14 protein-coding genes and 1 pseudogene are annotated in these 16,043 nt (G+C 67.4%); 6 read left to right on the top strand and 9 right to left on the bottom strand.

Annotation, left to right across the window (positions count from 1 at the left end):
- The first annotated feature begins 128 nt into the window (after nt 1–128).
- Complete coding sequence (locus IU450_RS35325; protein WP_195154057.1) at nt 129–770, top strand: TetR/AcrR family transcriptional regulator; 642 nt, start codon at nt 129–131, stop codon at nt 768–770.
- A 123-nt stretch (nt 771–893) separates the two neighbouring features.
- On the opposite strand, the gene IU450_RS35320 is transcribed toward IU450_RS35325, so the two are convergent.
- From IU450_RS35320 to IU450_RS35305, 4 genes are all read right to left on the bottom strand, one after another.
- Complete coding sequence (locus IU450_RS35320) at nt 894–2,168, bottom strand: cytochrome P450 (protein ID WP_195154056.1); 1,275 nt, start codon at nt 2,166–2,168, stop codon at nt 894–896.
- A gap of 39 nt (nt 2,169–2,207) precedes the next feature.
- On the bottom strand, nt 2,208–2,693 hold the full coding sequence (locus IU450_RS35315) for a MerR family transcriptional regulator (RefSeq protein WP_195154055.1): 486 nt from the start codon (nt 2,691–2,693) through the stop codon (nt 2,208–2,210).
- A 225-nt stretch (nt 2,694–2,918) separates the two neighbouring features.
- Nucleotides 2,919–3,071 carry a hypothetical protein gene (locus IU450_RS35310; protein WP_195154054.1) on the bottom strand — a complete coding sequence of 51 codons (153 nt, stop codon included), beginning with the start codon at nt 3,069–3,071 and terminating at the stop codon, nt 2,919–2,921.
- Entirely contained in the window at nt 3,068–4,309 is a 1,242-nt protein-coding gene (locus IU450_RS35305) for a methyltransferase domain-containing protein (protein WP_324197940.1), read from the bottom strand. Before IU450_RS35305 ends, IU450_RS35310 begins: the two co-directional genes overlap by 4 nt.
- 203 nt (nt 4,310–4,512) lie before the next feature.
- On the opposite strand from IU450_RS35305, the gene IU450_RS35300 reads away from it, so the two are divergent.
- From IU450_RS35300 to IU450_RS35290, 3 genes are all read left to right on the top strand, one after another.
- Entirely contained in the window at nt 4,513–5,718 is a 1,206-nt protein-coding gene (locus IU450_RS35300; RefSeq protein WP_195154053.1) for a cytochrome P450, read from the top strand.
- A gap of 265 nt (nt 5,719–5,983) precedes the next feature.
- Nucleotides 5,984–7,480, top strand: a complete 1,497-nt coding sequence (locus IU450_RS35295) for a choice-of-anchor P family protein (RefSeq protein WP_195154052.1) — start codon at nt 5,984–5,986, stop codon at nt 7,478–7,480.
- A gap of 253 nt (nt 7,481–7,733) precedes the next feature.
- Nucleotides 7,734–7,970, top strand: coding sequence for a hypothetical protein (locus IU450_RS35290; protein ID WP_195154051.1), 237 nt, complete (start codon nt 7,734–7,736; stop codon nt 7,968–7,970).
- Between the two features lie 100 nt (nt 7,971–8,070).
- Here IU450_RS35290 and IU450_RS35285 read toward each other — a convergent pair whose 3' ends face one another.
- Nucleotides 8,071–8,817 (bottom strand): HEAT repeat domain-containing protein, encoded by a 747-nt coding sequence (locus tag IU450_RS35285; protein ID WP_195154050.1) that lies wholly within the window; start codon nt 8,815–8,817, stop codon nt 8,071–8,073.
- Between the two features lie 305 nt (nt 8,818–9,122).
- Here IU450_RS35285 and IU450_RS35280 point away from each other — a divergent pair, with 305 nt between their 5' ends.
- Nucleotides 9,123–10,343, top strand: coding sequence for a helix-turn-helix domain-containing protein (locus tag IU450_RS35280; RefSeq protein WP_324197939.1), 1,221 nt, complete (start codon nt 9,123–9,125; stop codon nt 10,341–10,343).
- A gap of 63 nt (nt 10,344–10,406) precedes the next feature.
- Here the strand turns inward: IU450_RS35280 and IU450_RS40325 are convergent, their stop codons facing one another.
- Nucleotides 10,407–11,672 carry an aldehyde dehydrogenase family protein gene (locus tag IU450_RS40325; protein WP_228835576.1) on the bottom strand — a complete coding sequence of 422 codons (1,266 nt, stop codon included), beginning with the start codon at nt 11,670–11,672 and terminating at the stop codon, nt 10,407–10,409.
- Between the two features lie 277 nt (nt 11,673–11,949).
- Between IU450_RS40325 and IU450_RS41480 the strand changes: the two are divergent.
- Nucleotides 11,950–12,267 (top strand): annotated as a pseudogene (locus IU450_RS41480) (hypothetical protein); the annotation flags it as partial.
- Here IU450_RS41480 and IU450_RS35260 read toward each other — a convergent pair.
- From IU450_RS35260 to IU450_RS35250, 3 genes are read right to left on the bottom strand one after another with little or no spacing between them, the layout of a single operon-like run.
- Nucleotides 12,233–13,639, bottom strand: coding sequence for a flavin monoamine oxidase family protein (locus IU450_RS35260; protein ID WP_195154049.1), 1,407 nt, complete (start codon nt 13,637–13,639; stop codon nt 12,233–12,235). The pseudogene IU450_RS41480 and the gene IU450_RS35260 overlap by 35 nt on opposite strands.
- Nucleotides 13,636–14,535 (bottom strand): alpha/beta fold hydrolase, encoded by a 900-nt coding sequence (locus tag IU450_RS35255; RefSeq protein ID WP_195154048.1) that lies wholly within the window; start codon nt 14,533–14,535, stop codon nt 13,636–13,638. The genes IU450_RS35260 and IU450_RS35255 overlap by 4 nt, the downstream gene beginning before the upstream one ends.
- On the bottom strand, nt 14,528–16,039 hold the full coding sequence (locus IU450_RS35250; protein ID WP_195154047.1) for a flavin-containing monooxygenase: 1,512 nt from the start codon (nt 16,037–16,039) through the stop codon (nt 14,528–14,530). The genes IU450_RS35255 and IU450_RS35250 overlap by 8 nt, the downstream gene beginning before the upstream one ends.
- Nucleotides 16,040–16,043: the final 4 nt, after the last annotated feature.

Here is a 16,043-nt window from a genome sequence, read left to right as displayed (position 1 = left end):
CGCGGTCAGCGGGGACCGCAGGGCCGGGGGAACGCTTCGGAAGAACATCGGCACCTCAATTAATACGACGACTGTCGCACTAAGGTATCGTGGCGACTCCATCCCGTCAAGCAATCGGACGACCCACCATGAGTTCCGCACCTCCTCCGGCTTCCGAGCCCGCACCGGGAGCCCGTCGCCCGGGTGGGCGAACCGCCCGCATCCGAGCCCAGGTGCTCGAAGCGGTCAGCGCGGAGCTGACCGAACACGGTTACGACGCGCTGAGCATCGAAGCCGTCGCCACCCGCTCGGGCGTGCACCGCGCCACGGTGTATCGCCGCTGGCACGACGTCGGCGGGTTGCTCGCCGACGTCTTCGACGCGGCGAGCCAGCAGCCGTGGCAACCCCGCGACACCGGCTGCCTGCGTGGGGATTTGGCGGCGCTCAACCACGAGATCCAGGATTCGCTGAGCGAGGAGTCCTCGATCGCGAGGGCGCTGATCGCGGTCTCGTTCCGATCCGACGAAGCTGCCCGAGCCCTTCGACGATTGTGGGAGGACCGATACACGCAGTCGGAGATCATCATTCAACGAGCGATCCAGCGCGGCGAACTACCGCCCGATGTCGACGCACGCGCCCTGCTGATCGCCGCTACCGCACCGGTTTACCACCACTTAGTGCTGCTACGCACGCCACCCGACCCAGACCTACCCGACCACGCGGCCGTCACTGCCGCACTCGCCGCAGCCTCGGGCGCTTTCAACAACCCGCGTGCGGCGGGCGCCACCTGACCAAGAGATCCCTGCCTGCCTCGCCTCCTGACCTGCCGACCGCTGAAATCTCAGCGCCACCGGCCTCCCCACATCCAACAAGGCACTACTAGTCCAGGGCCCGTAATCCGCGCCCCTCCTGCGTCAGTAACCGCGGGTGGCGAGCCGAGGCAAAATCTTGGTGAAACGGACGACGAGCGCTTCCGGGCCGCGCAGGTTTACGTGGGGACGGTAGGGCGGTGGGTCTTGGACCAGGATCGGGTTCACGACTCGCTCGGCGAAGCGCTGGAACGCCGCGGCCCCTTCCAAGCGCGCCAGTGGCGCGCCAAGGCAAAAGTGTGGACCGCTGCCGAAAGCCAGGTGGCGCGAATCCGGGCGTCCGGGATCGAAAAGGTTCGGTTCGATGAACACCGCCGGATCACGCTGGGCCGCGGCCAGTAGCAGGTTGACCATGGCGCCTCGAGGGACTGTGTGGCCACAAAGTTCGGTGTCCTCCTTCAACAACCGAGCTGTCAACTGCACTGGAGGATCGTGGCGCAGGGTCTCCTCCACAACGGCAGGGGCAAGTTCGGGACGCTCACGCAGATCGTTGAGCAGCTCGGGTTGCCGCAGCACGGCGAGAATTCCATTGGCAATAAGGTTTACCGTGGTCTCGTGCCCGGCTACCAGCAGCAGCACCACGGTGGAGATGAGCTCATCATGGCCGAGCACATCGCCCTCCTCCTCGGCTGCCAAGAGGTCGGAGATCAAGTCGTCGCCTGAGCTGCGGCGTCGCGTCGTGATCAAGTCATCGATATAGCGATGCAATTCGGTGAGGGCGGACAACCAGTCCGGCAGGCGGTCTGCTGGGGGCGGCTCCATGTCGAACCCGTCGACGAGCACGATCAAGCGGTCGGACCAACCGCGGAACAGCGGCTCGTCGGCGAGAGGGACACCTAGCATGTGACAGATCACCGTGGTCGGCAGCGGTCGGGCCAACTCGGCCACCACGTCCATGCTCGTCGTGCCCCGCTCGGCTACAGCGTCGAGCAGGTTGTCGGCGAGCTCGAAAACATAGGACTCGAGCCGGGCCACCGACCTCGCTGTGAAGGATTTGGCGACCAGCCGGCGCAGGCGCGTGTGATCCGGTGGGTCCAGAGACAGGAACCAGGGCTGCAATACCGACGACGGCACGTCCGGCGCCAGCAGCTGTTCCCATCGCTTCCTGTCGTCGCCTTCACGCTCGGCGCTCAGCCGCGGATCACGCAGCAACGCCTCGCAATCAGAGAAACCGGCGACAACGAAGGCGGACAAGGGCTCCAGCCAGGCCGGCCCAGACTGCTGGATGCTGGCGTAGAGCGGGTAGGGGTCGTGCCGATTGGCCGGGTCGAGCAGCTTTCCCAAAGTGCCTGCCACTGCTTCGGCGCTGATGTCGTTCATGAACCGAGCATTGCGGTTGAACCCAACTTCAAGTCAACCTCATCGTGCCCGGCGCATTCGCCGTTCGGCCCGTCTCGCCGCCCTGGCTCGCGGTGTCCGCGCGACCATGGCCTCGATATGGCGTTGAATCAGCTCATCGAAGACCGGGCAGTCCACGAACGAGGGCCTGGGGCATTGCAACCCATGCTGAATGATCTCTTTGGCTCGCTCGGCGAAGGCGATCTGCTCGTCGAGTTCGGCCATTTTCGGTTCGGCCAGTTCTCGCCACTCCGGACGAGGCGTCCCTGTGCCGCTGTCCAACAAGGCGGCCACTTCGGTAATGGTGAACCCCGCCTGCTTCGCCATGTCGATCAGGGCCAGCCGGGCAAGGATATCGGCGGCATAGACCCGCTTCCCACCGCTGCGGGCCGAGGGCTCGATCAGTCCTTCCCGCTCGTAGAACCGCAGGGTCGAAGTAGGCAGGTTCACGGCCGCCGCAACCTCGCTGATCGTCAGGCTCTGCTGGACGACGGTCGGAACGGACATGATCGGACACTTCCTTTCGAAAACCGCAGGGCCGCACTGGAACTCACGTCGACCTCACCACAGACCCGAAGCCCGGCACAAGGTTTACAAAACAACCGATGGTGGCGATCGCAGCGGGCAGTCGGCACAACGACAGCTTTCTCTGCACCAGCGCTGTTCGGTCCTCGACGGCCGATTCGTTATGACAGGACACCTCGAAGCTGGGGCTTCGGCCGGAGATCCCTATCAGGGTGACCGCTGCGCGAAAACCGGTGGCATGTCGGCGAAGCCGGGCCAGTCGGGCGCTACGCCGGGGACGGTGTGCTGTGCGGTGACGACCATGCTTTCGCGGTGGGTCAGCCCAGGCTGCGAACAAGGTTGCCGCTGTGATGTTGTCATAGAATTCCTACTCGGATGTTGAGCGGCCAGGTGATTCGTCGTGTTGTCGTGGGTTCGCCCCACAGCTCGGCCAGATCGGCCGCGAACGTGTGCAGGACTTCGGATCTATCGGCGTCCTGGGCCCGGCGGACCGCCGACCAGGTCGACAGGTAGCCCATGAACTCATCGAGGGTCCAATGCTTTTCGATCCGCACGGCCGGCGCGGGATACTCGTCGAAGGGGAAGTCGATATCGGCGTACCCGCTGTCGACGAGTGCGCGTTCCGGTGGCCAGAACGGCCCGATCTCCTTGTGGTAGAAGCGCGTGAACCGTTCCTCGAGCTCGGGCTCGAGCCGCACCACCCCGTAGCTGATCAACGCGATCACCGCACCTTCGACCGCGATGCGCCGGACTTCGGCGTAGAACGTCGGCCGGTCGAACCAGTGCGCCGCTTGGGCTGCGGTGACCAGGGACGCGCTGCGACCGGGGATCGGTAGGCGCTCTGCGGAGGCGTGGAGATAGCGAACTCGTTCCCGCGAAGGCGCGTGCTCGATTTGTTCGGCGCTGGGGTCGACCCCGATCGTGGTGGCGAAGTAGGGGGCAAGCTGCGAGGTCAATTGTCCACTGCCGCAACCGACGTCGACGGCGAGAGCCGTGGACGGCGCCAGCGAGGCGAGAAACATCGACAGCCGAGCGGGGTACTCGGGGCGAAACTGCGCGTAGGCCCGGCCGTCACGATCGAACCAATTCCGTCCCGGCGTCGCACCCGTCGAGAGCGGATCGTCCCGCTCGGTGCGCCGCCGCCGCGCCCGCTCGAGCCTGGCCGCGAAACCTGTGCGTTCGAGCGCGGCCGCAGCGTCCCCGAGGACCTGCCGCAGCGGGAATCCGATTTCGGACTCCAGTTCGGTTATTGCGGCAAAAGTGTTCTCCCAGTGCGGCTTCAGCTGTTCCACCAGCTCGCGGCCACCGGTGGTCAGCTGTATGCCACTCTTGCGGGCGTCCGGGAGTTGCACGCGCACCACCAGCCCGTCGGCCACCATCAGCCCGATTGTCTGACTGATAGCCCCCTGCGTGACATTGCTGAACGCGGTGATCTCCGTAACTGTCTTCGCGCCGAGACTCATCGCCCGCAAGACCGGGGTGTACCGGGGCCGATACGACATCCCCAGCGAGTCATAGACCTCTCCGGCGCCTCTGTCGACCAATTCGCCGACGTAGCGCAAGAGTTCACCGAGTCCGGGCGCGGGTCTCACGATCACAGGCCGAGAATACATTAGCGCTAATGAACCTAGGGAGTGCCCTTCGTGGGGTACCGACTTCGGCGGTCCGCGACGCCAACCGAACTCGGCCTCCGGTGATCCGAGGCAAGCTCTTGTCATCCTGTATACGTATACATATGATCATAAAGGTCACCGCAGCGGGCGCACTGCTCCGAACACCTACTACCGCAAGGGAAATGGTTATGAGTGAATCCCTCCATACCGTCACGACGCTACCGACGGAGCGCCAACCCGGGTGTCCGTTCGACCCACCGGCCGAGCTGATCGAGGCCCGCCGACACGGCCCGATCAGCCATTACACCTTCCCCGGCGGCAAACCCGGCTGGCTGATCACCGGATATGACCTGACCAAATCGATCCTGGCCGACAAGCGGTTCAGCTCGCGCAAAGAGCTCCTGCTTCACCCCACCATCGACTACCCGGGCGTCGAGATCCCGCCCGCGCCGCCCGGCGAGTTCCTTCTCATGGACGAGCCGCAGCACGGCCGCTACCGGAAGCCGCTGGCGAGCAGATTCACCGCGCGGCGCATGCGGCTGCTCACCGAGCGCGTCGAGCAGGTCACCTCCGACCATCTCGACGCGATGGAGAAGGCCGGACCGCCAACGGATTTGGTGACGGCTTTCGCCAGGCCCATCCCCGCCATCATGATCTGTGAACTGCTGGGCGTGCCCTACGCGGACCGGGGCTCCTTCCAGGAAAACGTGGAATCGTTCATGAACGGCGAGACCAGCGACGAAGACCTGATAGCGGCAGTGACCGCGACCTACGACTACCTCACGGCGTTGGTTGCCGACAAGCGCGCGAACCCCACCGACGACGTGCTCAGCGACCTCACCGACACCGATCTGACCGATGAGGAACTGCGGGGGATGGCCCTGGTCCTGCTGGCGGCCGGCTTCGACACCACCGCGAACATGCTGGCGCTGGGCACCTTCGCGCTCCTGCGCCACCCGGATCAGCTCGCCGCGCTGCGCGCCGACCCCGGTCTCACCGACCAAGCCGTAGAGGAGTTGCTGCGCTATCTGAGCGTGGCAAAGACGTTCATGAGAACAGCGCTGGAAGACGTCGAGATCGCCGGCCAGACGATCAAGGCCGGACAGGTAGTCATCGCGTCCTACCACACCGCCAATCGCGACCCCGAGCGCTTCGCCGATCCCCACACGCTCGATATCCGCCGGCGCGCCGACGGGCATCTGGCCTTCGGTCACGGCGCCCACCTGTGCCTGGGCGCCCAACTCGCCCGCGTCGAAATGCGCGTCGCGTTCCCCGCGCTGCTCACCCGATTCCCCACGCTGCGCCTGGCCGTACCGGCCGAAGAGGTTGCCCTTCGTCCGGAAACCGCGGACATCTACGGGGTGAAGAGCCTCCCGGTCACCTGGGACGCGTAACCGCATCGGGCGGCGGCCCGATCAGCACGCTGTCCGACGCCGCGCCGACGACTCCTGCGCCCGCTCCGGCAGTTGCGCTTCCGTCCCCGCGCACACCGAAATGCCAACCGTGCGTTGGCCTGTCGGAGACGGCAAACCTGATCGTGCCGACCGCCGATATCGCCGCGGGCACCGGAGGCGCCGCGTAGCCTGAAAGGCGATCAGCCAAATGCTCGCCAGCGCAGCGTGCTCGCGCACGAACCCGTCGACGGAGGGGGCATCTCGGATGTCTGACTCGACCCACAACCGCGAAGACCAGTCGGTTACATCTGTCATCGGCCGGGTTGTCAGATCAGACGACTACAACGACGATTCAGGTTCCAGATTGGAGACCAAGACCGACGGCGCTGACGTCGTCGCCATCTCCGCTGGGGGAACTGACCACGATCTGGCGCTGACCGCCGACGGCCAGATCATCGCGGCGGGCGACAAGAGGGTGTCCGAAATCCTGACCAAGACCGCCGGCAGGCGCATTGTCGCCATCTCTGCGGGATTTCGCCACGATCTGGCGCTGACCGCCGACGGTCTGGTCGTCGGCGCTGGCGACGACCAGAGCAAGCAAGTTTCCGGCATCGTGGCCGAGACCGAAGGCAAGCGCATCGTCGCCATCGCCGCGGGAGACGAAAAAAGCGTGGCGCTGACCGCCGAAGGCAGCGTCATCGCAGTCGGAGACGACTATTACAAGGATGTATCCGGAATCGTGGCCAAGACCGCCGGCAAGCGGATCGTCGCCATCGCCGCCGGCCCGATCACCAATTTGGCGCTGACCGCCGACGGCCAGGTGGTGGCCGCAGGCAAGGACGACTACAAGCAGGTTTCCGGCATCGTGGCCAAGACCGAGGGCAAGCGGATCGTCGCCATCGCCGCGGGAACGGACCACAGCCTGGCGTTGACGGCCGATGGCGACGTCATCGCCGCGGGCCGAGACGAGGGCGGTGAGGTTTCCGGCATCGTGACCAACACCAAGGGCAAGCGTATTGTGGCCATTGCCGCAGGAGACGGGTCGAGCATGGCGCTGACCGCCGGCGGTCATCTCGTCGCTGCGGGCCGAGGCTCCAGGCTGGTGGCCAAGACCGGCGGCAAACGTGTCACCGCCGTCTCTATCGCACCGCATCACAGTCTGGCGCTGGTTCAACAGGTGCCGGTGATGTCCGGGCATGCGGCGGTGGCAGACCTGCCGCAGGTCACGGCGCCGCACGAACTCGTCTCCTCCGACATCGGTCGATCGGCCGTCGCGGTCTCGCAACACACCACCGCTGCCCATGGCGAGCTGATCAATGGGCATGATCAGTCTGTTCAGATATCGAGTGGCGCAAGCGAACTTTCCGGCACCGTCAGCGGCGACAACCGCACCGTGCACGGGACACTCACCGCGGCGACCGCACAGGCCGGAACCAATGCCCCGCTGGTGGTCGCGGCCACCGCCATGGACCTCGACGTCACCGTCACCGCAGCCCACGGCGGCACTGTCACCCCTGCTGTGCGCCTGACATTTCAAGAGCTTCAGATCAATGGCCAGGCACAGCCCACGACGCCGGCGCCCAACACGACCATCGCCCTCGACGGCGGCGCCAAGGTCGTACTCAACCGCCAGCAAGCTTCCAGGGACGGAATAGATGTCACCGCCATCGCCCTGTACGACAGCACTGGTGAGGTGATGCGCCTGGGGCACATCAGTGCCCACCTGCCCACTGACGACGTCCAGGCGACGTCGGAGTGGTGATCCGGGATCCAGCTGCCGGGCCGGCCAGGGTTTGATCGAGTTGGGGAAGCAGTCGGTCCCAGTGGCGCTGCAACGCGGCAGGGTTGAAGGCGTCGGTGTCGGGCATGGTGGATCCATGCACTGGGCATGCGTCGTATTCGTCCGTGCGCAGTTTGCGGTTCTCCCGTTTCCTGGGAGGGCTCTGAGCATGGTCCGGTAGGGCCAGGGAGGAGTCGGGAGACGATCCGGCGCAACGGCTGCCGGAGCGCAACGGATGCGCTCATGGACCGACCGCAAATCCGACTGGAACGCTGATCTGCTGGTCTTCGGTGACTTCAACCTCGACCGGGTCGGCGATCTTCTCTACGAAGCCTTCGTCTCGACCGGGCTGTGGCCACCCGCCGAACTCAACACCGTCCCCCGAACATTCTTCGACGACGACAACACCGCCCACTCCTTCTATGACCAGATCGCGTGGTTCTCCGACTCCGTGCGAACACAAGCCCCGTGAGTGAGCCGTGCTCGGCAGTGGGCTGTCGCGCAGGGGCGCGGCGCGGCCGTTGCCGATTCGCTGATCCTGCGGCAGGGAACAAGTCCGCCGGTGGCAGCCGTCACTGTGTCGCCGCGTCGCGTACTTCGGAATCAGGGTCTGCGGCCAACCGCGCCAGCAGTCCGCGCGCCTGGCTGCCGCGGTACCGGCGTAAGGCCGATGCGAGAGCGCAACGGACTTCCGGGTTGGGGTGATCGATGAGGTGTGCGACGTCAACGACGTCGCCGCGACTCCTTCGGGCCAGCCCGTAGAGGGCGTCGATCAGATCATCGTCGTTGTCCGCCTCACGCAATCGGGCCAGCAGTTGCGGTTTGGTCAGCTCCGACTCGTCTGTGGCGAACCGCCGACGAAGGTCAGCGGCCTTGAATTCACCGCGCCTCAAACACGCCGGACACGCGCAGGGGCGCTGACCATGAGCGTTCGGGTGATACCGCCACCCCGTTACCTGACGCACAGGCCGGATCCGACGTAGTTCGACAGGTGCGATCGCGCGAGGCACCAGGATCTCATACCCCCGCGCATCCCCGGCCTGAAGAATGACTGAAACAGCCTCAGCAGCAGTCAATTCTGTCTGCGCTGCGCCGTAGTGTCCGACGAGTACCGGCTCGTTGTCGGGAATCCGGAAGTCCACCGCGACGATCAGCCGCTGTCCGCCGCGGCGCAATTCACGCAACCATTGATGCGACAGCACGTAGGACGGCATCACCGGCATACAGAACACCCCGCGACGGAAGCCGTTCGCCGCGATGCCCGCACGGCGGATTCGCCGCGCGTTCTTCTCCGGCGTCAGATGCACCATCAGGGCCATAGGACGAGCTTAGGTGTAAGAGGCCAGGACGTTGGCGACGCTGTCTGGAGCGCGTGCTGCGGAGGCTTGCCGTCTGCGGCTCCGTGGGGTCGGTGCGCTACAACCGGATTCTCGCGGTGAGAGCGCTGCACCGGAACTGTCCCTCTTTCCACGGGGAGGAGAAGCTCATACCTGTTCCTCACCGGGCTGCGTGCGGATGGCGAGCAGTGGCAACAGGAGACCCCCGGTAGGCACCGTCGAAGGCCGGCGTGGTCGTGCTGACCGAGCTGGATAGGCGGTGTGTCCTGTGGCGCTACAGTGCGACAGTGGACTCACGATGGCCGCGACCGAGCCGACGCACCGCTGAGCTGATGCGGGACATCGCCGAGCGCCTTCTGGCCTCGACGAGCGCGGCGGTCGACGAGGTGGTGGCCGCTGCCCACCAGGGCGCCGAGTACCGCGCACTGCTGGATGACCCGCAACTCGCGGCGGCCGACCGTCACATGAGCAAGGCCTACTTCCGGCACTGGCTGTCGGCCACTCTGCAGAACCCCGGGGCGCGAGTCGCGCCTTGCGTCGACCCGGAGGTCCTGCAGTTCGCACGCGACCTGGTGCGACGAGGTTTGGACATGCACGACCTCGGTTCGTGGCGGGGTGCCCAGCATGGCGCATGGGAGTTGTGGGTCGACGCCTGTTTCGCGGCGACCGCCGTCGTCGACGAACTCCGCGACTTGATGAAGGTGTCCGAGCGGTCGATGGCGACCTTCATCGACGATTCGATCGCGGCGCTCGACGAGTACGTCGAACAGGAACGGGCGGACCTCGCGCGGGGTGCCAGCGCTGAGCGGCACGCCACCGTCCAACTCTTGCTCGAAGGTGCGCCGATCGGCCGGGCGCTGGCCGAATCGCGTCTCGGGTACGCGCTGACGGGCAGCCACGTCGCCGCGATCATCTGGAGCGACTCCGCCGACGAGGCCGCGGGTCTCGACGCGGCCGCCGAGGCGGTGATGCGGATATGCGGAGCCCCGCGCCGGTTCACCCTGAACGCGAGCGCAACCGCGCTGTGGGTGTGGGTCCCGGCGGCCACGGTCCCGTCGGCCGAGGCGGCGGAGGCCGCCCTGGCCGCCCTCCCGGGGATCCATGTTGCGTTCGGACGTTCCGGGCGGGATCTCGACGGTTTTCGCCGTAGCCACCTGGACGCCTTCGCCGCGCAGCGGTTACTGGCGCGGATGGGCTCGGCGCGCTCCGTCGTCCGGTACGAGGACGTCGCGTTGGTGTCGGTGCTCACGGCCGACATGGCGCAGGCCGATCAGTTCGTCACCGACACTCTGGGCGACCTCGCGACTGCCGAGCCGGTGCTGCGGCAGACGGTGCTGACCTATGTCCGAGAACGGTTCAACGGCTCGGCCGCCGCGGAGCGAATGTTCACGCACCGCAACACCATCGAGCGACGGCTGGCCCGCGCCGATCAACTGCTGCCGGTGCCGCTCGCCGACAACGCCGCGAGCGTCGTCGCAGCGCTCATGCTCGTGCAGTTGCGGGACTGAAGCCCAGCACCTCCGGCGGCTCTGGCGGCGCCCGTCATAGATCTGGTCTCCCTCCCGCGCCGATCACAACGGCAGATCCGGCGAGTCGACCCCGACGACCCGATCTCCGCAGAACACCCGCACCGATTCCGCCGGCCCGTGCCCGCCGATGCCGGACGGGCCCCAGAAACTCTGGGCGGAGTTGTCGCCGAGATCGGCGAGCTTCGCGCCGTTGATTCGCACCTCGCCGGACATGACCCGGGCACCGATCGCGATCGCGCGGTCGGTGTCGGTACCGAACACATAGGCGTCCAGGCCCGACGGGTGCGCGTTGGCGGCGCGCAGCGCGTCCTCGTCCGAGTCCACGCCGTGCAAGGAGACGATCGGCCCGAACAGCTCGGCCGTCGTGCGATCCGGGTCGGACCCGGTGGCGATCGTCGGGGACAGGAAGAAGCCCGTCAGGCCGGGCAGCTCCCCGGGCTGGTCGATCTCGGCACCGAGCCCGCGCAGGCCCTCGATCCGCTCGATCAGGTTCCGGTAGTGCGGCTCGTTGGAGATCGGGCCGATGTCGGACTCCTCGTCGAGCGAGTGCCCGATCCGTAACCGCGCGATGCGCTCGTCGAGGGCTTCCCGCAGTGGCCGCACCAGCCGGTGCGGTGCCAGTACCTTTCCCGGTCCCTCGCACCACTGGCCGTTCAGGTTCGTCATGCCGGTGAGGATCCCGTCGGCGGTCACGTCGAGGTCGGCGTCATCGAGCACGAGCGGGTGCGCGGAGAGGCCGTGGTCGCCGCCGCGCAGCACGATGGCGAGGTCGAGGAGGGCGACGATCCCGACCTCCGCGATGAGCAGCGCGCCGAGCACCCGCGCGCTGACCTCGACGTTGCGGTATCCCAGGTAACCGATGGCCCCGAGCCCGGCGGCCGCGAGGCACCACCATGGCACCGAGACGCCGGAGAAGGTCTCGATCACATTGCGCGCGGCGGCGCCGAGGTAGGCCGAGACGGCGACCATGAGGAGTGAGTACGTGACCAGGGCGAGCGTTGCGGCGCCCAGCCCAGTGCCGGTGCCGAGGCCGCGTTGGACGTAGGAGTAGAAGGCACCCGCGTTGCGTACCCCGGGGGTCATCGCCGAGTACCCGACGGTGAACAGCACGAGCACGACTCCGACGATCACGAAGTCGATCGGCGTCCCGATGCCGTTCCCCGAGCCGAGCATCAACGGGATGAGTCCGGCGAACACCGTCAGGGGCGCGGCCATCGCCACGACCATGAAGACGATCTGCGGGACGCCGAGTGTCCGGTCCAGGCCGGTCGGGACCTCCTCAGCGCGTTCTTCGCGCTGCTGACTCATGACAATCACTCCATTCCGCGGCGCTCCGCGACCTGAATCACCGGCACTTACCGACCGTTCGGTATGCAATCCAGGGAACGGAAGGTAGCTACCTGCGAATTCTTTGAGAACAAAAACGAACGATCAGTAACTTGGACGGTTACGGACACCGAGACCGGATCAGGTCGGCCGCCGTCGCGCTGCGCCCGCCAGGGGTACGCGGCGACCGGGATCGAGAAATCTCCGAGGATGCCGGTGTCTCTACGGGCCTGGTTTCCGACGGCGAGTCCGCGCCCTCGCGCCGGGGAGCCGCCGTCACACCGAGATCGTCGGCCTGCGCGACAGGTACGAAGCGCACTGGCGCGACACCCTGCGGGACGGGGTGGACGACGGAACGTTCCGCATCGCGGACCAGCGACTGACACGGATCGCGCTCTTGTCGATGTGCTCGAACGTGAGCGAGTGGTACCGGCCCGCAGACGACGGCTCTCCTCACGGATTCGTCGGGATCGGCCTTGCGGCGGTGCGCGCGCGTCGCGACGGCCGCGAGGTCTCGGCGGACGATGTCCGCGTAGTCGACGTCACGGCAATCCCGCGGGTCGACTGGGAACCCTGACGAGACCGAAGCTCAGCACCTCCTGGGCGGCGCGCTCCGCAGCGCGGACCGCGCCGTCGAGGTAGCCCTGATTGACCGTCGCGGTCTCCGTGCCGGCCCAGTGGATCCGCCCGACCGGCCGGCGATCCGCATCCGTGTACTGGGTCAGCGAGCCCGGGGCGCGGGAGCCGACGCAGCCGCTGATCCACGGCTCGTGCGTCCAGTCTTTCTCGAGGTACGCGGTCGGGTTCGCCGCCTGCGCCCCGAACAGCACGGTCAGATCGCGCAGGAAGGCGGAGCGCCGCGCCGCGGGGTCGTCGAGGATCGCGTCGGACCAGTGCTGGCCGCTCCCGGCCCCGGCGGTGCCGAGGAAGGTCAGCAGAATCCCGACGCTGCCGTCCGGCGGAGAGTTGTCGACGACGTACTGGGCCACCGGCAGGTCCGTGACCGCCTGGCCGCTCAGGCCCTGCTCCCGCCAGAACGGGCGGTCGTAGACCGCGAAGAGCTTGCTCTCCGCGCCGCTGCTCCAGCGACGCTGCAGCATCGCGCGGCGGGTGGGCAGGCCGGGCGTGACGCGGATCCGGGCGGCGTCGGCCGGCGACATCGCGACGATCACCCGGTCCGCGCGGACGTCGACCCGCGCCGACCGGACCGAGACTCCGTCGGCGTCCTGCGCGATCTCGATGACGGGCGAGTCGAGCACCACGGCGTCCCCCAGATCCTCGGCCAGGCGCTCCGCGATCCGGACCGTGCCACCGACCACCCGCGACTCCTGCGCCCCGTCGGTGATGTTGAGGGCATGGTCGATCCCCCCGGAACCCCGGATCCGCGCCAGCTGCACCAGCAGCGACGTGGAGTGCAGACCCTCGGCGTTGGTCACCGAGAAGCCGACCGTGAACATCTCCCTGGCCTCCGCGGTCGTCGCGTTCGCATCGAGCCAGTGCCCCAAGGTCGTGGCGTCCCAGGAGCGGGCGCGGCGCGCGGTCCACGGGGCGGCGAGCGGCACGGTTCTCGCCATCCGCTCCAGCCGCAGCTGCAACTGGGCGAAGTCGGCGAGAGCGAGCGGGCTCAGCGGCGGAATGAGGCCGTCGTACCGCTTCGAGCGGCCGCGCCGGTGGTAGATCGACTTGCCGTCGACGTGGGTCTTGAAGGTGTCCAGCCCCAGCTCGTCCAGCAGCGAGAGGACCCGGTCCTGGCCTGGTCCTACCCACTGGCCGCCGCCTTCGGTGATCACGCCGTCGGCGACGTCGAGGTTCATCGTGCGGCCGCCGACCCGGTCACCGGCCTCGGTCACCACGACCGACCGCCCGGCCTGTGCCAGCCGCCGCGCCGCGGTCAATCCGGAGACCCCGGCGCCGATGACGACGACGTCCGCGGTGCGTAGCTCGGTCATGCTGATGCCCTTTCGAGGTGTCCGACGACGTGGTCGGCGACGAGGAGCGCGAGCGCGTCGGGGAGGTGGTGCCCCATCCCGGGAATCACCACGTGCCGCGCATCCGGAATCGCGGCCGCGGTGGCGTCGCCCCCGGACGGCGCGACGATGAGATCGCGATCGCCGTTGATCACCAGGGTGGGAGCCGTGATGCGGGCGATCTCCGCCGTCCGGTCGCCCGAGGCATGGATGGCCTGGACCTGCCGGGCAGTTCCCGCCGCACCGTCGCCGGCCGTGCGGTTCCACGTCTGCACGGCGTGGCCCGCTTCTTCGACCTCGTCGATCGGGAACCCGGTGCCTGCGAGATGCGCCGTCATGCGAAGGTGCGCGCGCACGGCCTGCACTCGGTTCCGCGGCGGCGGGGCGGCGAGCAGCGCCATGGTCGACGCGGCCGGCTGCCCGACCTTCGGATCGCCCGTGGTCGAATACAAAGAGGTCAGCGACGCGGTGAGTTCGGGGTACCGCGCTGCGACGGTCTGCGCGATCATCCCGCCCAACGAGCGCCCGACGAGGTGCGCCGGTCCCAGACCGAGGTGCTCGATCAGCTGCGCGACATCGGCCGCCATGTCGGCCAGCGTGTACGCGTCCCGACGGGGCCGGGCGAGCAGTTGCCGTAGCGTGCTGGGTGGTGGAGTTGTCGCGTAGATGGAGCGGCCGCAGTCCCGGTTGTCCATCCGGATCACCTGGAAGCCGGTCGCGGCGAGGGCGGAGACGAACCGCTCGGACCACGTCGTCAAGTCCTCCGCGAGGCCGGCGATGAGCAGGACCGGCGGGGCGCCGGACTCGCCGTCGATTCGGTAGCAGACACGCGTGCCGCCCGGAAGGGTGCAGAAGCGGTCCTCGGTGTCGTTAGGCACGGATCGCCTCCCGTGCTGTCGAGGGTGCGCTTTCGTCGGTGGTGGAGCCGAACTTCAGCGCGTCGTCCAGCAGCGGGCCGCGGAGCAACTTGGCGTCCTGCGGGTACGACATCGACATCTGCCACATGCCGGTGCCCTGCTTCGGGGTGGTTTCGCGGGCCCGTTGCGCGTAGCCCGAGCTGAGGTCCATGACCGGCCGCGTCTCCATGGCGGGATCGGCCTCGACGACGACGCTGTCGTAGCCGAAGGCGTCCATGTGCTTCACCAGGTTGCAGAAGTAGCGGCACAGGATGCCGACTTTCAGCGTCCACGACGAGGTCGTGTAGCCGATGGCGATGGCGAGGTTGGGGATCCCCGAGAGCAGGGTGCCGCGGTAGACGACGGAGTCGGCGAGGTTCACCGGGACACCGTCGACCATGAGGTCGATGCCGCCGAGCAGGCGCACGTTGAGGCCGGTCGCGGTGACGATCAGGTCGGCGTCGAGGTGCTCGCCAGACTCGAGCTGGATCCCCGACTCGGTGAAACGCGTGATCCGGTCGGTGACGATCGAGGCGCTGCCGTCGCGCAGTGCGGCGAAGAAGTCGCCGTCGGGGGAAAGGCAGAGGCGCTGATCCCACGGGTCGTAGGGCGGGTTGAAGTGGGTGTCCACGTCGTAGCCCTCGGGCAGCGACTTCTTGTTGATGCGCCGGATGAGCGCGCGACCCAGGCGGGGGAACGTGCGTAGCGACTTGACCACGCCCCGATCGATCCAGATGTTGTTGAACCGGGTCATCGCGTAGCCGCGGCGTTCGCCGAAGAGCCGGGTGAGCAGGAGCGCGAGGGAATCGACCTTCGGCCAGGGCATCACGTAGGTGGGGGTGCGCTGGAGCATGGTCACGTGGGCGGCGGCGCCCTCACCGGTCAGCATCGACGGGATCAGCGTCACCGCGGTCGCGCCGCTCCCGATCACGACGACCTTCTTGTCCGCGTAGTCGTAGCCCTGGGGCCAATGCTGCGGGTGGATGATGTCGCCGGCGAAGTCCTCGTGGCCCTCGAAGTGCGGGGTGTAGCCCTCGTCGTAGCGGTAGTAACCGGTGCCCGCGAAGATCCAGTTGGCGGTGACGGTCTTGTCGCCGTCGGCGGTGTGCACGTCGATCGTCCAGCGCGCGTCGGCGCTCGACCATTCGGCGCGCTGCACGCTGTGCCCGAGGCGGATGAGCCCGCCCAGATTGTTCTCCTCGATCGTCTCGCGCAGGTAGTTCAGGATCTTGGGGGCTTCCGCGATGGCGGCGCGGTCCTTCCAGGGCTTGAACTCGTAGCCGAAGGTATGCAGGTCGGAATCGGAGCGGATGCCGGGATATTTGAACAGGTCCCAGGTGCCGCCGATATTGTCGCGCCCTTCGAGCACGACGACACGTTTGCCGGGGAACGCCTCGACGATGTAGCGCGCGGCGCCGATGCCGGAGATGCCGGCACCGATGATGACGATGTCGAATTCCTCGGGTCGCTGCTTCGGTGCGTTCATCGTG

Origin of the sequence: Nocardia abscessus (assembly GCF_015477775.1) — a bacterium.
GTDB classification, from domain to species: Bacteria; Actinomycetota; Actinomycetes; order Mycobacteriales; family Mycobacteriaceae; genus Nocardia; species Nocardia abscessus_A.
This window is presented reverse-complemented; position numbering and strand designations above follow the sequence as displayed.